The sequence below is a fragment of the Micrococcus sp. GbtcB5 genome (genome assembly GCF_019091605.1).
Lineage (GTDB): Bacteria > Actinomycetota > Actinomycetes > Actinomycetales > Micrococcaceae > Micrococcus > Micrococcus luteus.
Map to the genome: position 1 here is coordinate 74,435 of NZ_JAGXJK010000011.1, position 18,364 is coordinate 92,798.

Genomic DNA, 18,364 nt, shown 5'->3' on the forward strand with positions numbered 1-18,364 from the left:
GCCCCTGTCCCGCGCGGGACAGGGGCCGTCGTCGTCGTGGGGGTCAGTCCTCGTGGGACTGGCGGGTGCGGACCACCGGCAGGGTGCCGGTGCGGCTGTGGGCCGCGGCCGACGTGCGGGTGCCCGTGACGAACCAGGCGAGGGTCAGGACCGCGACCCACACGAGACCGATGATGAGCGCGCGGCGCGAATCCGGGATGGTAGCCATGGTGATCACCACGGTGGCCACAAACGCCAGGCCCAGGTAGGTGCCGACGTTGCCCAGCGGCATGGGGAAGGGGGACGGCTCCGCGCCCTGCTCCGCGACGCGCCTGCGCATGGCGCGGTGGGACAGGAAGATCATGGCCCAGGTCAGCACCACGGCGAACGAGGCGACGCCGGCCACCAGGCTGAAGGCGTTCGGGTCCACGGTGATCAGCACCGCGCCGAGCACCATCACGCCCAGCGTCACGGCCACGGACAGCCACGGCACGCCGCCGCGGTTGGTGTGGGTGAAGGCCCGGGGCGCCTGGCCGTCATGGGCCATCGCGTAGAGCAGGCGACCGGACGCGTAGATGCAGGCGTTGATCGCGGAGACGGCGGCCGTGAGCACCACGAAGTTCAGCAGGTGCGGGGCGAAGGGGACGCCGAGGCCCTCGAAGATCTGCACGAACGGGCTGGCCTTGCCGTCCACCTGGTTCCAGGGGACGAGGGCCATGATGACCGCCATCGTCAGCACGTAGAACAACAGGATGCGGATCGGCACCGTGTTGATGGCCTTGGGCAGCACCTTCTCCGGGTTCTTGGCCTCGCCCGCGGCCACGCCGAGGGTCTCGATGCCGCCGAAGGAGAACGTCACGATGGTGAGCGCGGTCAGCACGCCCAGGATGCCGTGCGGCAGGAATCCGCCGTGGTCCACGAGGTTCGCCAGGCTGGCTTGGGTGCCGTCCGCGGTGGAGGCGCCGGTGAAGAGCAGGATCACACCGCCGAAGATCATCGCCACGATGGCCCCGACCTTCACGAGCGTCAGCCAGAACTCGGCCTCGCCGAAGTTCCCGACGTGCGTGAAGTTGATCAGGCCGACCACGAGGATCGTGGCGGCGACCCAGGCCCAGGCCGGGACCCCCGGGAACCAGAACGCCATGTACGTGGTGATGGCGGCGGTGTCCGCGATGATCACGACGGCCAGCTCGAAGACGAAGGTCCAGCCGGTCACGTAGCCGGCGAAGGGGCCGAGATAACGGGAGGCATAGGCGGCGAAGGAGCCGGAGACGGGCTCACGGAGCGTCATCTCGCCGAGGGCGCGCATCACGAGGAACACGGCGGCGCCGGCGACGAGGAAGGACAGGATCACGCCCGGCCCGGCGGCCTGGATGCCGCCGGCCGAGCCGTAGAAGAGGCCGGTGCCCACCGCCGTGCCCAGGGCGATGAACATGATGTGCCGCTGGCTCAGGCCGCGGTGCAGCTGCCCGCGGTCCGTGGTGGCCGCGTCGGGCTCGGCGACGCGGGAGCCGGAGGGGGAGGTGCTCACGTGAAGTCTCCGCTCGAAGGGGGTGGATCAGGACACGCCATGGTGACTCGTGACACAGCGTTCATGCCACTTTGTCCGGTGTGATGCGAGTCATCGTGGACGTTACGTCGAGTTCATCCGACCGTGCCGGATGATGTGGCCTCGGCCACCGCTGATTCCTCGCGGAAGATCTGTGGCGCCCCGGCGGGTCCCGGGGCGTGCCCGGCTCAGTCCATGAGCAGCCACGCGGCGGCGTCGTGCGCGAGCTGCCCGTCCTGCACGGCCTCTGCCTCCTCGAGGGAGAACAGGGCCCGGGAATGGCCCGCGGGCAGGTCGACGGGATCGGTCGACAGGTTCGCCATCACGAGCACGGTGCGCGCCGGGATCGGCTCGCCCGAGCCCAGGTGCCGGCCACCGCCCGAGGTGACCGTGAACGCCAGCACCCCGCGTGCGGGGTCGTGGTGCTCGGACCACGCGAACGTGCCCGTGCCCAGGTCGAGCTCGCCGCGGATCTGCAGCAGACGCCGGTACAGCTCGAACACGGAGCCCTCGACGCCGACCTGCCGGTCCGCCGCCAGCGCCCGGAAGGACGCGGGCTGGGGCAGCCACGGCGCGGCGACGCCCTCGGCGGCGGACGCGGGGCCGTCGTCGTCCGCGGGGGTCGAGAAGCCGTAGGACGTCTCGTCCGCGGCCCACGGCAGAGGGATGCGGCAGCCGTCGCGGCCGGGCTCCTTGCCGTCCGTGCGGAAGAAGTAGGGGTCCGTGCGCTGCTCGGCGGCCAGGGTGGTGTGCTCGGGCAGGCCGAGCTCGTCCCCCTGGTAGATGTACGCCGAGCCGGGCAGGGCCAGCTCGACCAGGGCCGCGGCGCGGGCCCGGCGGCGGCCCAGCTCCTCGTCCGGCTGCTCGTCCTCGGCGGTGATGCCGGCCGGGTAGGAGCTCGGGTCCGCCAGGCCGTAGCGGGAGGCGTGGCGCACCGTGTCGTGGTTGGAGAGCACCCACGTGTTGGGGGCGCCCACGCGCTCGGCGTGCTCGAACGAGCGGTCGATGGCGCTGGTGAGCGACTCCGCGTCCCAGCCGGCCATGAGGTAGGTGAAGTTGAAGGTCTGGTGCATCTCGCCGGGGCGGACGTACCGGAACATCCGCGAGAGCGGGGCCACCCACGCCTCGGCCACCATCATCGGCTCGTGGTCGTAGGAGTCCAGGACCCGCCGCCAGTGCCGGTAGACCTCGTGGACGCGGTCCTGGTCCATGAACGGGGTGAGCGGCTCGAAGGTGTCCGGGTCGAACGTGGGGTCGGCGTCCTCGCCCGCGTCCGTGACCATGCCCATGCGGGAGTGCTCGGCGTCCGGGTAGCCGGGCTGCTTGATGAGCCCGTGGGCCACGTCCACCCGGAAGCCGTCCACGCCGCGGTCCAGCCAGAACCGCAGGATGGAGCGGAACTCCTCGCGCACCTCCTCGTTCTCCCAGTTCAGGTCCGGCTGCGTGGTGTCGAACAGGTGCAGGTACCACTGGCCCGGGGTGCCGTCCGCCTCGGTCACGCGGGTCCAGGCCCCGCCGCCGAACGTGGACTCCCAGTTGTTGGGGGGCAGCTCGCCGTGCTCGCCGCGGCCCTCGGCGAAGTGGTAGCGGGCGCGCTCGGGGGAGCCGGGGCCGGCGGCCAGGGCGGCCTGGAACCACGCGTGCTCGGACGAGGTGTGGTTCGGCACGAGGTCCACGACCACGCGGATGCCGGCCTCGTGCGCGGCGGCGATCATCTCGTCCGCGTCCGCGAGCGTGCCGAACCGCGGGTCCACGGCGCGGTAGTCCGCGACGTCGTAGCCGGCGTCGTGCTGCGGGGAGAGGTAGAAGGGTGAGAGCCAGATCGCGTCCACGCCGAGCTGGGCCAGGTAGTCGAGGCGCGAGGTGACGCCGCGCAGGTCGCCCATGCCGTCCCCGTCCGCGTCCGCGAAGGAGCGCGGGTACACCTGGTAGATCACGGCGTCCACCCACCACGGGGTGACGGGCCGGTTCCGGGCTTCCGAGGGCGGGGTGCTCAGGCGCTGCGTGGTCATGGGATCCACCCTAGGCCCGACGCGGGAGCGCGCGCCCCGCGTGAGCGGCGTCGGCGGCGTGGTGTGCGTCTCGAGCACCCGGGTCGGCCCCACCCCGGTGCGCCGGCGGCCGGCTCAGGTCAGCCGGGCCAGCATCCCGACGGCGGCCCAGCGACGGTTCAGCCGTTCCTGCGCGACGCCGGCGGTCGCCTCGTCGCCCTCCTCGAGGGCGTCGATGAGCGTCCACAGGTCGAAGACGGAGTCGTCCGGCCACACGTGCCGCGTGAGGCCGCCGTAGTCCAGCTCGATCCACGAGTCGGGGTGGAACGCGCCGAGCCACTCCACCATCACCGTGAGCTCGCCGATCAGCTCCGCATCCGGGGCGTGCCGCGCGAGCACCGCCGCCGCGTGCCCGGCCCGCTCCCGGGCGGCCACGATCGGGGCGCGCCGGTACGCCGTGCGCTCGCCGTCCACGAGGCGCTTCACCGGCTCCTCGGGGTCGAACACCGTGAGCCAGCCGTGCGGCACACCCCACGTGGCCGTGCGCGTCTGCACGCGGTGGTGCTCCGGCGCGCCGCCCTCGTCCTGCGGGTCCTGGCCCGCCGCGTCCGGGTCGGGGGAGAGGCCCCACTCGTCCTCGAGCGCCACGAGCGCGCGGCCGCGGTTCATGGCGCGCGCCGCCGGCGGGATGGCGGCCTCGTGCAGCCGCGGCAGCATCGTCTCCTCGAGCATGGCCGCGGCCATCTCGGCGCGCAGGCCCCGCTCGTCCGGGCAGTAGAAGGCGGAGCGGTGCTCGTCCTGGAGGACCCGCACCAGGTCGTCCTCACCGGGTTCCGGGAACGGGTCGGCCACGGGCCGGGCCAGGCGACGCCGGGCCCGTTCGGCCGCCTCGGCCTCGACCTCGGCACGGGTGCGGTGGCCGCCGGCGATCAGCCGCGCCTGGACCGCGTCCGGGAACGCGGCCAGCGGCTGGAAGACGCGCAGGTGCGCGGTGCCGCGCGCGACACCCGGGGGCGGGCCGCCGTCGTCGTGGGTCATCGCGGGCTCGTCCGTGGTTCAGCCCAGCTCGACGACCACGGGCGCGTGGTCCGAGGCGCCCTTGCCCTTGCGCTCCTCGCGGTCGACCCAGGCGTCCGTGACCGTCCGTGCGAGGGCGGGGGAGCACAGCTGGAAGTCGATGCGCATGCCCTTCTTCTTGGGGAAGGCCAGGCCCGTGTAGTCCCAGTACGTGTACACGCCGGGGCCGGGGTGGCGCGGGCGCACCACGTCCACCAGCCCGGCGTCCTCGAACGCGTGGAACGCCGCGCGCTCGGCCGGGGAGACGTGCGTGTAGCCCTCGCGCTGGAACAGCTCGATGTCCCACACGTCCTCGTCCTGCGGAGCGATGTTCCAGTCGCCGGCCAGGGCGAGCCGGGTGTCCGGGTCCTCGGCGAGGCGAGCGGCCGCGTGCTCCTGGAGCACGCGCAGCCACTCGAGCTTGTAGCCCATGTGCTCGTTCTCCAGGCCGCGCCCGTTGGGCACGTACAGGCTCCACAGGCGCACCGGGGCGACGCCGTCGGCCGCCTCGGCACCCACGGTCGCCCCGATGGCGCGGGACTCCTCCTGCGGGTCCACGCCGCCCTTGCCGAAGTGCGGCTGGCCGGGGAAGCCGCGCTGCACGTCGCTCAGGCCGACGCGGGAGGCGATGGCCACGCCGTTCCACTGCGAGGTGCCGTTGTGCGCCACCTCGTAGCCGGCGCGCTCGAAGAGCTCCCAGGGGAAGTTCTCGTCCCGGCACTTGGTCTCCTGGATGGCCAGGACGTCGATGTCATGGCGCTCGAGGAAGGCCTCGACGCGGTCGGCGCGGGCACGGAGGGAGTTGACGTTCCAGGTGGCGATCTTCACCCGGCCAGGCTATCGAAGGGCGCGGACACCGTGGGATCGGCGCCTCAGCGCCACCAGTCGTCGTGGATCGTCACCGGCGTGGTGCGCTTGTGGCGGCTGCGGAGCCAGATGCCCTCGAGCTTCTCCGCGACCTCGGTGGGGACGTCCTTGCCCTCGAGGTAGTCGTCGATGTCCTCGTACGTCATCCCGAGTTCGGCCTCGTCCGTCTGGCCCGGCGTGCCGTCCAGCAGGTCCGCGGTGGGCACCTTGTTCCACAGGGGCTCGGGGGCGCCGAGTTCGCGGCCCAGCGCCCGCACCTGCCGCTTGTTCAGGCCGGCCAGCGGCAGGACGTCCGCGCCGCCGTCGCCGAACTTCGTGTAGAAGCCGGTGATGGCCTCGGCCGCGTGGTCCGTGCCGATCACCAGCTGCCCGTGGGCGCCGGCCACCGCGTACTGGGCCGTCATGCGGATGCGGGCCTTGACGTTGCCCTGGTTGTAGTCCGAGATCGGCTCCCCCACGGCCTCGGCGAAGGCGGCGGCCAGACCCTGCACGGCCTCCGCGATGTTCAGGGTGACGTCCTGATCCGCGCCCACGAAGTCCATGGCGGCCCGGGCATCCGCCTCGTCGTGCTGCACCTTGTAGGGCAGGCGCACGGCGGTGAACCGGGGGTTCTCGCGGGAGGGCACGACGTCGGCGCCCACCCCCGCCTCACCCGGCGGGGCGGTGCCGGGGCCGCCCAGGGCGACGGCGTCCGTGACGCCGAGCTGGGCGCGGCGACGCTCGGCGGCGAGCTGGGCCAGCCGGCCACCCACCGTGGAGTCCACGCCGCCGGAGATGCCCAGGACGAAGCCGGACGCGCCCGTGGCCGCGAGGTAGTCGGCGAGGAAGGCCACGCGCCGTTCGACTTCGGCCGCCGGGTCGATCTCGGGGAGGACGCCCTGCTGGGCGATGATCCGCTGCTGGAGTTCACGCATGCCGGTCAGCGTAGGACCGGCCCCGCGCACGGGGACAGGGTCGGTCGGCGACGACGGCTCACGCGTCCGGGTGCCCCAGGTTGCGGGCGATGCGGCGCAGGACGCGGACGGCGTCGTCGATCTGGTCCCGCGGGACGTCCGCCGTCGCCTCGGCACGCAGGGCCTCGACCGCCTCACCGACGCGGGCGCCCGCGGTGCGGCCCGTGGCGGTGAGGGTGTAGAGGTCGCCCTCGACCGTCACCCAGCGGGACTCGACCAGCTCCTCGATCTGACCGGACACCGCGCCGCGCTGCTCCTCCTCGAAGCCGGCCTCGAGCTCGGCGCGGGACTGCGGGGCCACCGTGAGGGTGTTCAGAAACTGCCACTGGGCGCGGGTGAGGCCGTGCTCCTCGAGGCTCTCGGCCACGCGCGCCGCGATCAGGCCCTCGGTGAGGGTGAGCCAGTGCGCCAGGGGCAGGCCGGAGGGATGCTGGACGGCGTCGTCGTGCTGGATCTCGCTCATGGCCTGAGCCTAGCCAGTCCGGGACGGAAGCGGCAGGGGCGGTCGGGCCCGCACTAGCATGGGCGGCATGACCGACGCGCAGACCCCCACCGTCCCCACGCCCGAGCAGGACCGCGAGCGGCTCAAGCAGCTCATCCAGGATCTGGCTGTGGTGCACGGCCGGGTGACCCTGTCCTCCGGCAAGGAGGCGGACTACTACGTGGACCTGCGTCGGGTCACCCTGCACCACGAGGCCGCCCCGCTGATCGGCCGCGTGATGCTGCGCCTGCTCGAGGAGAACGGGATCGGGTGCGACGCGGTGGGCGGGCTGACCATGGGTGCGGACCCCGTGGCCACCGCGATGATGCACCAGGCTGGCGCCGCAGGCCGCGCGCTCGACGCCTTCGTGGTGCGCAAGGCGCAGAAGTCGTACGGCATGGGCCGGCAGGTGGAGGGCCCGGGCGTGGACGGTCGCCGCGTCGTCGTGCTGGAGGACACCTCGACGACGGGCGGCTCCGCGCTGACCGCCGTCGAGGGCGTGCGCAACGCGGGCGGCGACGTCCAGGCCGTGGCCGTGATCGTGGACCGCGCGACCGGGGCCGCCGAGCGCGTGGCCGAGGAGGCGGGGGTGCCGTACCTGTACGCGTTCGGCAAGGACGAGCTCGGCCTCGACTGAGCCTCGGCCGGCCCCGCGCCGCCCGCCTAGAGCCAGTCCGCGCGCTTGAACAGCACGAACAGCGTGAGGGCCACCGCCAGCATGAGTCCCAGGGCGAACGGGTAGCCGAACGCCCAGTGCAGCTCGGGCATGCCGTCGAAGTTCATGCCGTAGACCGAGCCCACCAGCTGCGGCGCGAAGATGATCGCCGCCCAGGACGAGATCTGCTTGACCTGCTCGTTCTGGGCGATCGACTGCTCGGCCAGCCGCTTCGACGCCAGCGTCGAGTCCAGCTCGAGGGCGCTGTTGAGCATCTGGCGCATGGTCGTCACGCGCTCGTTGATCTGGACGGCGTGGTCGTGGACGTCGCGCAGGCGGCGCAGGTTCTCCACCTCGAGGCGCGCCTGCTCGCTGAGCTCCTCGTCCTCCCAGGCGTGGGCGTCGTCGCGCCGGGGCAGGCCGTCGGCGTCGAGGCGGCGGGTGTCCTCGTGCAGGCGGGTGCGCACCTCCTCCTGCAGCTGCTCCACGATGTGCGGCAGCGCGCGGATGGCGTGCTGGAAGTTCAGCACCTCGCGGGAGAGCTCGTAGATGCGCCGGGAGACGTGCCCGTCGCCGGCGAAGACCTGGTCCTCGATCTCCGCGATGTCCTGTTCGAGGCCGTCGGCCACCGGGAAGTAGTCGTCCACGACCCGGTCCAGGATCTCCAGGGTGACCTGCCACGGCCCCATCGCGAGGCGCTCGCGGCCCTCCGTCTCCAGGGACCGACGCACGGCGGCCAGGTCCGGCTCCTCCGCGTGACGCACCGTCACCACGTAGTGCTCGCCGGTGAAGACGCTCAGCTCGCCGAACTCCACGGTCTCGGTGCGGTCGATGTAGCGGGCCGGGTGCAGGACCATGAACGAGTCCTCGCCGTAGCGGTCCAGCTTGGCGCGCTCGCCTCCGGCGAGGGCGTCCTCGACGGCGAGCGGGTGCAGGCGCAGCTCCTCCGCGACCGCTTGGAGCTCGGCCACGTCCGGGCGGTACAGGCCCAGCCAGGCCATGCCGCCGGTGCGCTCGCACTCCCCCCAGGTGTCCTCGAGGGTGGAGGGGGCGTGGACGCGCCGCCCGTCCACGTACACGGCGTTGTCGATCATGCTCACTGGGACATTCTCCCCGACGGCGGCCCCCGGCGTATTCCAGGATGCGCGCGCTACGGTGGCGCCATGAAGACTCCGCGTCATGCCCCGCCCGTCGTCCGTGACGGCAAGACCCTGCTCCCCGCCCACGCCGTCTCCACGGCCCCGGTCACCGCGTTCGGTCTGATCGGCGGCTACCTGACCGCCCGTGAGACCGGCATCCGGCCGCTCGGCGGCGTCGTGCTGGCCGCCGCCGGCCTGTACGCCGGCCGGACGTGGTTGGCCACGCGGGGGCCGGCCGTCACCGGGGGCCTGGCCGCCCTGTACCTCGGCGGCTTCGGCGCCTCCCACCCGCTGGCCAAGAAGATCGGCGCGTGGCCGGCCGTGCTCTCCGTGGCCGCGGTGTCCGCCGGGGCCGCCTGGGCCGCCGTCGACCGGTCCGAGGCCGGCCGCTGAGCGAGCCCGCGCCGGCCGAGGACGGCGCCGTGCCCCGCGAGGTCGGCGTCGGGCCGTGGACCGGCCCGTGGCCGGAGGACCCCCGCTACGACCCGGAGCTGCTCGCGCACGGCGACCGCCGCAACGTGCTCGACCGCTACCGCTACTGGAGCCTCGAGGCGATCGTCGCGGACCTCGACGCGCGGCGCCACCCGTTCCACGTGGCCATCGAGAACTGGCAGCACGACCTGAACATCGGCACCGTCGTGCGCACCGCCAACGCGTTCAACGCCGCCGGGGTGCACATCATCGGGCGGCGCCGCTGGAACCGGCGCGGCGCCATGGTCACCGACCGGTACCTGCACGTGCGCCACCACGAGACGGTGGCGGCGTTCACGGAGTGGGCGGCGGGGGAGGGGCTGCCCGTGCTCGGCGTGGACCTGTTCCCCGAGTCGGTGCCGGTGGAGACCTTCGACTTCCCGCGTGCCTGCGTGCTCGTCTTCGGGCAGGAGGGGCCGGGGCTCTCGGCGGAGGTGCGGGCGGCGTCGAGCGCGGTGTTGTCCATCGCGCAGTACGGCTCCACCCGTTCGATCAACGCGGGCGTGGCCGCCGGCATCGCGATGCACGCGTGGATCCGGCAGCACGCGGCCGTCCCCTGAGTCCGGCGCGAGCCAGACGATTCCGCGCTGAAAGGAGCCTCTGGACCGCAGATTCGTCTGGCTCGCGGCGCAGGATGGCGCAGGACCGCGCAGGACCGCGCCGCCGATGACGTGCGGCGTGACGGCGTCAGCCCGCGAAGGGGCGGGCCGGCAGGCCCGTCACCCCCGGGCGGACGGCGAACAGGGCCCCGGCCAGCGGGTCCTCGCCGCGCTCCAGGTTCTCCCAGGAGGTGGTGATGTAGAGGGTGCCGAGGTCGTCGCCGCCGAAGGTGCACGCCGTGGTCTTCTGCACGGGCACCTCGACCACCTCGTCGAGCGTCCCCTCGGGCGTGTACCGGTGGATCTGCCCGTGGCTGATCACGGCCACCCAGATCCCGCCCTCGGCGTCCACGGTGAGTCCGTCCGGCTTGCCCTCCCCGTCGAGCACGTCCACGAGCACGCGCCGATTCGTCAGGCCCTCCTCGCGGGAGTAGTCGAACACGGCCACCTGCCGCGTGGGGGTGTCGTTGTAGTAGGCCAGCGTGCCGTCCGGGCTCCACTCCAGGCCGTTGGACGTCGTCGCGCCGGTCAGCACGACGTCCACCTCGCCGGCGCCGCCGTCGGGTCCGGGGGCGAGCCGGTAGAGGTTCGCGGCGCCGGGGGTCTTGGCGTACGCCATGGTGCCGCAGTGGAACCGGCCGTCCGGGTCGCAGCCGCCCTCGTTCATCCGGATCCCGGCGTCCGCGCCCCACAGCTCAGGCAGCGTCGTCAGCTCGCCCTCGGGCGAGATCAGGGCGAAGCCCCGCTCCACCGCGACGACGGCGCCACCCCCCGCACGCGGGCGCAGCGCGGCGGCCACGTCGCCGACGTGCGTGCGGTCCACCGTGCCGTCGGCGCGCAGGGACAGGACGTCCCCGGCGAGCATGTCCACCCAGCGCAGGCCGCCGCCGGCGGTCACGCCCTCGGCGGCGCTGCCCCACGAGGCGGCCCAGACGGGGCCCTCGCCGTGGTAGGCGATGGGATCGGTGACCTGCTCGGCGCGCATGACTGCTCCTTCGGTGGGCGGGACGGTCCTGGCCCCGACGCTAGCCGAGGCTCAGAACCACCCGCACGAGTCGGCGGTCCAGCGGTCGGCGAGGGTCGCGTCCAGGAACGCCCCCATCCGCGGCAGCGAGGCCACGTGGCCGCCCACGTGGGTCGGGGTGAGGAGCGGGTCGAAACGCACCCGCGCGCCCTCCGCGCACCAGCGGCGGCCCAGGTCGCGGCCGGTGCGGTACGGGATGACGTCGTCCGTGACGGAGTGCGCGATCATCACCGGCACGTCCGGACGGCGGCCCGGTGCGCCGATCCGCTGCTCGGCGAGGATCCCGGCCAGCTCGGCATCGGAGCGGACGAGCTCAGGGAAGTCCTGCCCCGTGTGGGTCAGTGTGGCGGAGTCGAGGTGCGCGTAGGCGAGGCTGCCCACCATGCAGGTCTCGGCCGCGCCGGCGAGGGCCGTCAGGCCGGTCTCGTTGAGATGCGTGGCCGGGTCCACGTCGTACGCGGCGAGCTGCCCGGCCATCGCGTAGAGCAGGAAGGCCGCGTACAGGCCGCCGTCGATCCGGTCCGCGACCTGCACGAGGTCGGCCGGCGGGGCGCCCACGTAGGCGCCCTTGAGGTCCAGCTCCGGGGCGTACTCCGACGCGAGCTCGGCCGCGGCCGCGGACGCCCCGCCGCCCTGCGAGTAGCCCGCGAGCGCGACCGGCGCGGTCGCGGCGACGCCCGACCCCGAGACCTGGGCGGCTGCGCGCACCGCGTCGAGGACGGCGTGCGCCTGGGCCTCCCGGACCATGTAGGTGTGAGCGCCCGGGGTGCCCAGGCCCTCGTAGTCGGTGACGACCACGGCGTGGCCGCGGCTCAGCAGGGACGTGATCCCGACGCCCTCGTACTGCACGCCGGTGGAGAGGGTGCGGGAGGGGGCGCAGCGGTCCGCCGCCCCCTGGGTCCCCACTGCGTAGCCGATCACGGGGCGCTCACCGCCGCCCGTCCACGGGGCGGTGGGGGTCAGCACGGTGCCGGTCACGGCGATGGGTCGGCCCTGGGCGTCCTGCGAGGCGTACATGATGCGCGTGGCGTGCGCCGGCACCTGCACCAGCCGCACCGGGTCCAGGTAGAAGGCGGTGGGCTCGGTGCGGATCAGGGCGCCGGGGGTCGCGGGCACGGTGGCGGGCGGCAGGTAGAAGGGGTCGTCGGCCGAGGCGGCCGCCAGGGCGTCCCGGGCCGCGTTCCAGCGGGCGTCCTCGGCCGTCGTGGCCGGCTGCGAGAGGTCCGCGACGGCGGAGCTCACCTCCGGCGCGTCCGGGGCTGGGGCGGACTCCTGGGCCAGGGCCGCGTGCGGCGCGCCGAACCCGGCGACGACAGCCAGGGCGGCGGCCAGGGCGAGGGGGCGGGAGGGGCGGTGGGCGGGGGCCATGGCGGTCTCCGGTCTCTCGGATGCAAATGTGACGCCGCTCACCCTAGGCAAACGGCGGGGTCGTGCCCAGGCCGGCGGCGCCGTCGGGTCCGGGACCCTGGGGCGGGTCCGGCCGCGCGGATAGGATGAGCCCGAGGGCGGCGCGTCCGCCGCGCTCCCCCGCCTGCCCGAGTCGACGACGCCTAGGAGCTGCAGCATGCCCATCGCATCCCCGGAGAAGTACGCCGAGATGATCGACGCCGCCAAGAACGGCGCCTTCGCCTTCCCGGCGATCAACGTCACCAGCTCCCAGACCCTGAACGCCGCCATCCGCGGCTTCGCCGAGGCCGGCTCGGACGGCATCGTCCAGGTCTCCACCGGCGGCGCCGCCTACTTCTCCGGCTCCTCCGTGAAGGACATGGTCGCCGGCTCGCTGGCCTTCGCCGCGTTCGCGCGCGAGGTCGCCAAGAAGTACTCCGTGAACATCGCCCTGCACACGGACCACTGCCCCCAGGACAAGCTCGAGGGCTTCGTCCTGCCCCTGCTGGACGCCTCCGAGGCGGAGGTGAAGGCCGGGCGCGACCCGATCTTCAACTCCCACATGTGGGACGGCTCCGCCGAGACCCTCGAGGAGAACCTGCGGATCGGCCGCGAGCTGCTCGCGCGCACCCACGCCAACAAGCAGATCCTCGAGGTGGAGATCGGCGTCGTGGGCGGCGAGGAGGACGGCGTGGCCCACGAGATCAACGAGAAGCTCTACACCACCGTCCAGGACGGCATCGCCACCGTGGAGGCCCTCGGCCTCGGGGAGCATGGCCGCTACCTCACCGCGCTGACCTTCGGCAACGTGCACGGCGTCTACAAGCCGGGCAACGTGAAGCTGCGCCCGGAGATCCTGCAGGAGATCCAGCAGGCCGTGGGCGAGAAGTTCGGCAGGGAGCGCCCGTTCGACCTCGTGTTCCACGGCGGCTCCGGCTCCGCCGCCCAGGAGATCGCCGACTCGGTGGAGTACGGCGTTGTGAAGATGAACGTGGACACGGACACCCAGTACGCGTTCACCCGCCCCGTGGCCGGGCACATGTTCGCGAACTACGACGGCGTCCTGAAGGTCGACGGCGAGGTCGGCGACAAGAAGCAGTACGACCCCCGCGTGTGGGGCGCCAAGGCCGAGGAGGCCATGGCCGCCCGCGTGGTCCAGGCCTGCACCGAGCTGAACTCGGCCGGCAAGAGCATCGGCTGACCCCGCCGTCCGCCGCGCCGGCCCGCACCCTCGCGTGAGGGTGCGGGCCGGCGTCGTTTCAGCCCTCCCGCTCCTCCTGGGCCTGGAGGAACTCGAAGACCTCACGCTCGTCCACACCGGGGAAGGTCTGCGTGGGCATGGCCGCCAGCAGATGCGCGTGCATGCGGGCCGCGGGCCACACGTGCCCGCCCCACGCGGCCTCGAGCTCGGGGTCGGGGCGGCGGCAGCAGCGCGGATCGGGGCACGTGGAGGTGACCCGGTGGCGGGTGTCCGCGCCGCGGAAGTACCGGGCATGCTCGAACGGGGTGCCCACGGAGAGGGCGAACAGCCCGTCGGGGCCGTTCTCGATCATCGAGGTGCACCAGAACGTCCCGTTGGGCGAGTCCGTGTACTGCGTGTGGGCGCGGAACCGGTCGTTGCGGGAGAAGGCCTGCCGTGCGCCCCACTTCCGGCACGCCTGCTGGCCCTCGATCGCACCGGTGTGGTCGGCGGGGAACACGATCCCGTCGTTCTCGTAGGCCTTGTGGATCACCCCGGTCTCGTGGACCTTCTGGAAGTGGCAGCGGATGCCCAGGTCCACGGTGGCCAGGTTGGTGAACCGGTGCGCGGCGGCCTCGTAGGAGACGCCGAACGCGTCCTTCAGGTCGTCCACGGACAGGTCCCGGCGCTTCTGGGCGGCCCGCAGCAGCGACGATGCCGCCCGCTGCGGCATGAGCAGCGCGCCCGCCAGGTAGTTCACCGCCACACGCTGGGCGAGGAAGTCCTCGTAGTCCCGCGGCTCGCCGTGGCCCAGGACGGCGGCGGCGAGGGCCTGGAGCACCACGGTGCGGCGGTCGTGGTCCGAGGAGCGGGAGCCGCTGATGTGGATGCGCCCGTGCTTGAGGTCCGTGACGGAGCGCGTGGAGTGCGGCAGGTCCGGGACGAAGCGCAGGGTGAAGCCGAGGTGCTCGGCCAGCTCCGAGACGGCGTGCAGGCCCAGCGGCCCGCCCGTGTGGCCGATCGCGTCGAGCAGCCGATGCGCCTCGGCCTCGAGATCGGGGTAGTGGTTGTCCACCGCGCGCATCTGCGCGCGCAGCTGGGCGTTGGCGCGGCGCGCCTCCTCGGGGGTGGCGGCCTGCTCCTCCAGGCGACGGCGCAGCTCGGCCTCCAGCCCCGCGATCACCTCGAGGACCTCGGTGGGGGTGCGGGGCCCGATGCGCAGCGGGGGCAGGCCGAGGGAGGCGTAGTGCTCCGAGCGCGCGAACCGTTCGACCTCGATCTCCAGTTCGGCCCGACGGGTGGGGGCCCGGCCGGTGAGCAGGTCCTCGACCGGCACGCCCAGGACCTCCGCGATCCGCTGGACCAGCGAGAGCCGCGGCTCGCGGCGGGCGTTCTCCACGAGGGACAGGTGAGAGCCGCTCACTCCCGTGCGCTCCGCGAGCTGGTCCAGGGTGAGGCCGGCCTGCTTGCGCAGGTGCCGGACGCGGCGGCCCAGCGCGACGGCGTCCACGGTCGCGCTGTCCTCGGGAAGCGGGCGGGTCATCATGCGCGGAACTGTAGACGGAACCGGGGAGGAGATCACGTGTGACGGAAAGAAAGTCACATTCTTGACAACCGGGGGGCCGTTGTCGTGATCCAGGCCACATGGGGGTGCAAGGACTGTCACGTTCTGACCCAGTGGCAGGAACGGCCGGAGTTTCCACCGATTTTGTGCTCCAGAGGGCCTTGCCCGGGGCCAAGGTGGATGTCAACGGCAGCGACGGACACGTCGCACCGAACCCTTCACGAACCGGACCGATCCTCAGGAGGACGTCATGACCACCCAGCCCCACCACTCCACTCCCGCCTCCGCCGAACAGCTCCAGCACGACTGGGACAACAACCCCCGCTGGGCCGGCGTCGAGCGCAGCTTCACCGCCGAGGACGTCGTCCGTCTCCGCGGCCGCATCCAGGAGGAGCACACGCTGGCCCGCCGCGGCGCCGAGAAGCTGTGGACCCAGCTGAAGGACGAGAACGCCCGCGGTGAGTTCACCAACGCCCTCGGCGCCCTCACCGGCAACCAGGCCGTCCAGCAGGTCAAGGCCGGGCTGCGCGCCATCTACCTCTCCGGCTGGCAGGTCGCCGCGGACGCCAACCTCTCCGGCCACACGTACCCGGACCAGTCCCTGTACCCGGCCAACTCCGTGCCGCAGGTGGTGCGCCGCATCAACAACGCCCTGCTGCGCGCGGACCAGATCGAGCACGCCGAGGGCGTCAGCAGCGTCGAGGACTGGCTCGTGCCGATCGTGGCCGACGCCGAGGCCGGCTTCGGCGGCCCGCTCAACGCCTACGAGCTCATGAAGTGGATGATCACCGCCGGCGCCTCCGGTGTGCACTGGGAGGACCAGCTGGCCTCCGAGAAGAAGTGCGGCCACCTCGGCGGCAAGGTGCTCATCCCCACCGGCCAGCACATCCGCACGCTCAACGCCGCCCGCCTGGCCGCCGACGTCGCCGACGTGCCCAGCGTGATCATCGCCCGCACCGACGCCGAGGCGGCCACCCTGATCACCTCGGACGTGGACGAGCGCGACGCCGAGTTCATCACCGGTGAGCGCACCGCGGAGGGCTTCTACAAGGTCCGCAACGGCGTCGAGCCCTGCATCGCCCGCGCCAAGGCCTACGCCCCCCACTCGGACCTGATCTGGATGGAGACCGGCACGCCGGACCTCGAGCTGGCCCGGAAGTTCGCCGAGGCCGTCAAGGCCGAGTTCCCGGACCAGATGCTGGCCTACAACTGCTCGCCGTCGTTCAACTGGAAGAAGAACCTCGACGACGACACCATCGCCAAGTTCCAGCGCGAGCTGGGCGCCATGGGCTACACCTTCCAGTTCATCACGCTGGCCGGCTTCCACGCCCTGAACCACTCGATGTTCGACCTGGCCAAGGGCTACCACGAGCGCCAGATGTCCGCGTACGTCGAGCTGCAGGAGCGCGAGTTCGCCGACGAGGCCCGCGGCTACACCGCGACCAAGCACCAGCGCGAGGTCGGCACCGGCTACTTCGACGCCGTGTCCACCGCCATCAACCCGGACAGCTCCACGGTGGCCCTGGCGGGCTCCACGGAGTCCGGCCAGTTCCACTGATCCGCTCAGCCGAGACCGCGAGGAGGCAGTCCCATGAGCCCGCAGACCACGACCCCCACCCTGCACGAGATCCATGCCGACGACGTTCGGGAGCACACGCCCCTGCCGCATGACGTGAGCACCCAGGCCATCCCCGTCGTCATCCCCGAGGGCGCCGCCCCCGTGGTGACCGTCCACGGGCCGGTCGACGGGCGGCAGGCCGAGATCCTCACGGACGAGGCGCTGGCGTTCCTCGGCCGCCTGCACCGGCTGGCCGAGGACCGCCGCCGGCGGCTGCTCGAGGAGCGGGAGTACACCCGGCGCCGCATCACCGACGGCTGGAACCCGCACTACCTGCGGTCCACCCGCCGGGTCCGCGAGGACGACTCCTGGCGGGTGGCGCCGCTGGCCCCCGGCCTGCAGGACCGCCGCGTGGAGATCACCGGCCCCGTGGATCGGAAGATGACGATCAACGCCCTCAACTCGGGCGCCTCGGGCTGGCTCGCCGACTTCGAGGACTCCTCGACGCCGTCCTGGGACCGGATGCTGGACGGGCAGGTCAACCTGTTCGACGCGATCCGCGACCAGATCGACTTCACCTCCCCCGAGGGCAAGGAGTACCGGCTGCGCGAGCGCGAGCTCACGGACCGGCCGACCATCATCGTCCGCCCCCGCGGCTGGCACCTCATCGAGGACCACATCCGCGTGGACGGCGAGCCGATGGCCGGTGCCCTCGTGGACTTCGGCCTGTACTTCTTCCACAACGCCGACGAGCTGATCCGCCGCGGCCACGGCCCGTACTTCTACCTGCCCAAGCTCGAGTCCCATCTCGAGGCGCGGCTGTGGAACTGCGTGTTCGTGGCGGCGCAGGACGAGCTGGGCATCCCCCAGGGCACCATCCGGGCCACCGTGCTGATCGAGACGATCACCGCGGCATTCCAGATGGAGGAGATCCTGTACCAGCTGCGCAACCACGCCGCTGGCCTGAACGCCGGCCGCTGGGACTACATCTTCTCCATCATCAAGAACTTCCGGGACCGCGGGGCCGAGTTCGTCCTCCCGGACCGCTCGGAGGTGACCATGACGCAGCCGATGATGCGGGCCTACACGGAGCAGCTGGTCCGGGCCTGCCACCGGCGCGGCGCTTCGGCGATCGGCGGCATGTCCGCCGTGATCCCGGACCGCCGGAACGAGGAGGCCAACGCCGCCGCGCTGGAGAAGGTGCGCGCGGACAAGGCCCGCGAGGCCGGCGACGGCTTCGACGGCTCGTGGGTGGCGCACCCGGACCTCGTGCCGGTCGCCCGGGAGGAGTTCGACGCCGTGCTCGGCGAGGCCCCGAACCAGATCCGCACCCGCCGCCGCGAGGACGTGGTGCCGGACGAGGCCGCCCTGCTCGACGTCGCCGCGACCACGGGCTCGGTGACCGAGGCCGGCGTGCGGATGAACATCGAGGTCGGGATCCGCTACATCGAGTCCTGGCTGCGGGGGAACGGCGCCGCCGCGATCCACGGACTCATGGAGGACGCCGCCACGGCGGAGATCTCCCGGTCCCAGATCTGGCAGTGGGCCCACAACGGCACCGGTGTGCAGCTGACCGAGGGCGGCGTGCGGACCGCCAACCGCGGCTGGATGGAGCAGCTGATCCGCGAGGAGCACGCTCGGATCCTCGCCGGCCCGCTGCCCGAGGGCCACAGGTTCGAGGACGCGGTGCGCGTGTTCTGCGAGTCGGCCCTGCCGCCGGAGTACCCGGCGTTCCTCACCCTGGGCGCGTACCGCCGGCACTTCGCCAGTCAGGACGACGCCGCGGCGAAGGCCTGATCCGCCGGGCCCCACGACGACGGGCGGGCCCCCCCCCCGGGGGGCGGCCCGCGTGCCGGCGGGGCGGGCGGCCCCCCGCCGGGGGGGGGGGGGGGGGGGGGGGGGCCGGGGCGGC

16 protein-coding genes are annotated in these 18,364 nt (G+C 72.9%); 6 read left to right on the forward strand and 10 right to left on the reverse strand.

Features of this window, described 5'->3' with window-relative positions; genetic code table 11:
• Positions 1–43: 43 nt before the first annotated feature.
• From KVS67_RS05800 to KVS67_RS05825, 6 genes are all read right to left on the reverse strand, one after another.
• Positions 44–1,510 (reverse strand): amino acid permease, encoded by a 1,467-nt coding sequence (locus KVS67_RS05800; protein ID WP_134416819.1) that lies wholly within the window; start codon positions 1,508–1,510, stop codon positions 44–46.
• A 206-nt stretch (positions 1,511–1,716) separates the two neighbouring features.
• Positions 1,717–3,540 carry an alpha-amylase family glycosyl hydrolase gene (locus tag KVS67_RS05805; protein ID WP_158184156.1) on the reverse strand — a complete coding sequence of 608 codons (1,824 nt, stop codon included), beginning with the start codon at positions 3,538–3,540 and terminating at the stop codon, positions 1,717–1,719.
• Positions 3,541–3,654: 114 nt separating this feature from the next.
• Positions 3,655–4,557 (reverse strand): hypothetical protein, encoded by a 903-nt coding sequence (locus tag KVS67_RS05810; protein WP_060973769.1) that lies wholly within the window; start codon positions 4,555–4,557, stop codon positions 3,655–3,657.
• Positions 4,558–4,575: 18 nt separating this feature from the next.
• Positions 4,576–5,403, reverse strand: coding sequence for an exodeoxyribonuclease III (locus KVS67_RS05815; RefSeq protein ID WP_217565079.1), 828 nt, complete (start codon positions 5,401–5,403; stop codon positions 4,576–4,578).
• Between the two features lie 44 nt (positions 5,404–5,447).
• On the reverse strand, positions 5,448–6,356 hold the full coding sequence (nadE, locus tag KVS67_RS05820; RefSeq protein ID WP_141843958.1) for an ammonia-dependent NAD(+) synthetase: 909 nt from the start codon (positions 6,354–6,356) through the stop codon (positions 5,448–5,450).
• A gap of 58 nt (positions 6,357–6,414) precedes the next feature.
• Positions 6,415–6,858, reverse strand: coding sequence for a MarR family winged helix-turn-helix transcriptional regulator (locus KVS67_RS05825; protein WP_036340247.1), 444 nt, complete (start codon positions 6,856–6,858; stop codon positions 6,415–6,417).
• Positions 6,859–6,916: 58 nt separating this feature from the next.
• Between KVS67_RS05825 and pyrE the strand changes: the two genes are divergently transcribed.
• Complete coding sequence (gene pyrE, locus KVS67_RS05830) at positions 6,917–7,513, forward strand: orotate phosphoribosyltransferase (RefSeq protein WP_041103612.1); 597 nt, start codon at positions 6,917–6,919, stop codon at positions 7,511–7,513.
• Positions 7,514–7,539: 26 nt separating this feature from the next.
• On the opposite strand, the gene KVS67_RS05835 is transcribed toward pyrE, so the two are convergent.
• Positions 7,540–8,631, reverse strand: a complete 1,092-nt coding sequence (locus tag KVS67_RS05835; protein ID WP_323662797.1) for a magnesium and cobalt transport protein CorA — start codon at positions 8,629–8,631, stop codon at positions 7,540–7,542.
• A 63-nt stretch (positions 8,632–8,694) separates the two neighbouring features.
• Between KVS67_RS05835 and KVS67_RS05840 the strand changes: the two genes are divergently transcribed.
• Positions 8,695–9,063 carry a hypothetical protein gene (locus KVS67_RS05840; RefSeq protein WP_036316791.1) on the forward strand — a complete coding sequence of 123 codons (369 nt, stop codon included), beginning with the start codon at positions 8,695–8,697 and terminating at the stop codon, positions 9,061–9,063.
• A gap of 29 nt (positions 9,064–9,092) precedes the next feature.
• Positions 9,093–9,701: an RNA methyltransferase gene (locus KVS67_RS05845; RefSeq protein ID WP_317676951.1), complete on the forward strand. Its 609-nt coding sequence runs from the start codon at positions 9,093–9,095 to the stop codon at positions 9,699–9,701.
• A gap of 127 nt (positions 9,702–9,828) precedes the next feature.
• Here the strand turns inward: KVS67_RS05845 and KVS67_RS05850 are convergent, their stop codons facing one another.
• Both KVS67_RS05850 and KVS67_RS05855 read right to left on the reverse strand, forming a co-directional pair.
• Positions 9,829–10,725 (reverse strand): SMP-30/gluconolactonase/LRE family protein, encoded by an 897-nt coding sequence (locus KVS67_RS05850; protein ID WP_102708215.1) that lies wholly within the window; start codon positions 10,723–10,725, stop codon positions 9,829–9,831.
• A 51-nt stretch (positions 10,726–10,776) separates the two neighbouring features.
• Positions 10,777–12,132, reverse strand: coding sequence for a lipase family protein (locus KVS67_RS05855; RefSeq protein ID WP_063189672.1), 1,356 nt, complete (start codon positions 12,130–12,132; stop codon positions 10,777–10,779).
• A 196-nt stretch (positions 12,133–12,328) separates the two neighbouring features.
• Here KVS67_RS05855 and fbaA point away from each other — a divergent pair, with 196 nt between their 5' ends.
• Positions 12,329–13,351: a class II fructose-bisphosphate aldolase gene (gene fbaA / locus KVS67_RS05860; RefSeq protein ID WP_063189670.1), complete on the forward strand. Its 1,023-nt coding sequence runs from the start codon at positions 12,329–12,331 to the stop codon at positions 13,349–13,351.
• Positions 13,352–13,409: 58 nt separating this feature from the next.
• Here fbaA and KVS67_RS05865 read toward each other — a convergent pair whose 3' ends face one another.
• Entirely contained in the window at positions 13,410–14,876 is a 1,467-nt protein-coding gene (locus KVS67_RS05865; RefSeq protein WP_063189668.1) for a helix-turn-helix domain-containing protein, read from the reverse strand.
• A 268-nt stretch (positions 14,877–15,144) separates the two neighbouring features.
• On the opposite strand from KVS67_RS05865, the gene aceA reads away from it, so the two are divergent.
• A complete protein-coding gene (gene aceA, locus KVS67_RS05870) occupies positions 15,145–16,452 on the forward strand; it encodes an isocitrate lyase (protein WP_036384372.1) in 1,308 nt (435 codons plus the stop codon).
• 33 nt (positions 16,453–16,485) lie between these two features.
• Positions 16,486–18,249 carry a malate synthase A gene (aceB, locus tag KVS67_RS05875; RefSeq protein ID WP_135040325.1) on the forward strand — a complete coding sequence of 588 codons (1,764 nt, stop codon included), beginning with the start codon at positions 16,486–16,488 and terminating at the stop codon, positions 18,247–18,249.
• Positions 18,250–18,364: the final 115 nt, after the last annotated feature.

Coding starts and splice junctions, on each gene's coding strand:
- KVS67_RS05805 (WP_158184156.1), bottom strand. CDS start 3,540: ATGACCACGCAGCGCCTGAGCACCCCGCCCTCGGAAGCCCGGAACCGG.
- KVS67_RS05810 (WP_060973769.1), bottom strand. CDS start 4,557: ATGACCCACGACGACGGCGGCCCGCCCCCGGGTGTCGCGCGCGGCACC.
- nadE (WP_141843958.1), bottom strand. CDS start 6,356: ATGCGTGAACTCCAGCAGCGGATCATCGCCCAGCAGGGCGTCCTCCCC.
- KVS67_RS05825 (WP_036340247.1), bottom strand. CDS start 6,858: ATGAGCGAGATCCAGCACGACGACGCCGTCCAGCATCCCTCCGGCCTG.
- pyrE (WP_041103612.1), top strand. CDS start 6,917: ATGGGCGGCATGACCGACGCGCAGACCCCCACCGTCCCCACGCCCGAG.
- KVS67_RS05840 (WP_036316791.1), top strand. CDS start 8,695: ATGAAGACTCCGCGTCATGCCCCGCCCGTCGTCCGTGACGGCAAGACC.
- KVS67_RS05850 (WP_102708215.1), bottom strand. CDS start 10,725: ATGCGCGCCGAGCAGGTCACCGATCCCATCGCCTACCACGGCGAGGGC.
- KVS67_RS05855 (WP_063189672.1), bottom strand. CDS start 12,132: ATGGCCCCCGCCCACCGCCCCTCCCGCCCCCTCGCCCTGGCCGCCGCC.
- fbaA (WP_063189670.1), top strand. CDS start 12,329: ATGCCCATCGCATCCCCGGAGAAGTACGCCGAGATGATCGACGCCGCC.
- KVS67_RS05865 (WP_063189668.1), bottom strand. CDS start 14,876: ATGATGACCCGCCCGCTTCCCGAGGACAGCGCGACCGTGGACGCCGTC.
- aceA (WP_036384372.1), top strand. CDS start 15,145: ATGACCACCCAGCCCCACCACTCCACTCCCGCCTCCGCCGAACAGCTC.
- aceB (WP_135040325.1), top strand. CDS start 16,486: ATGAGCCCGCAGACCACGACCCCCACCCTGCACGAGATCCATGCCGAC.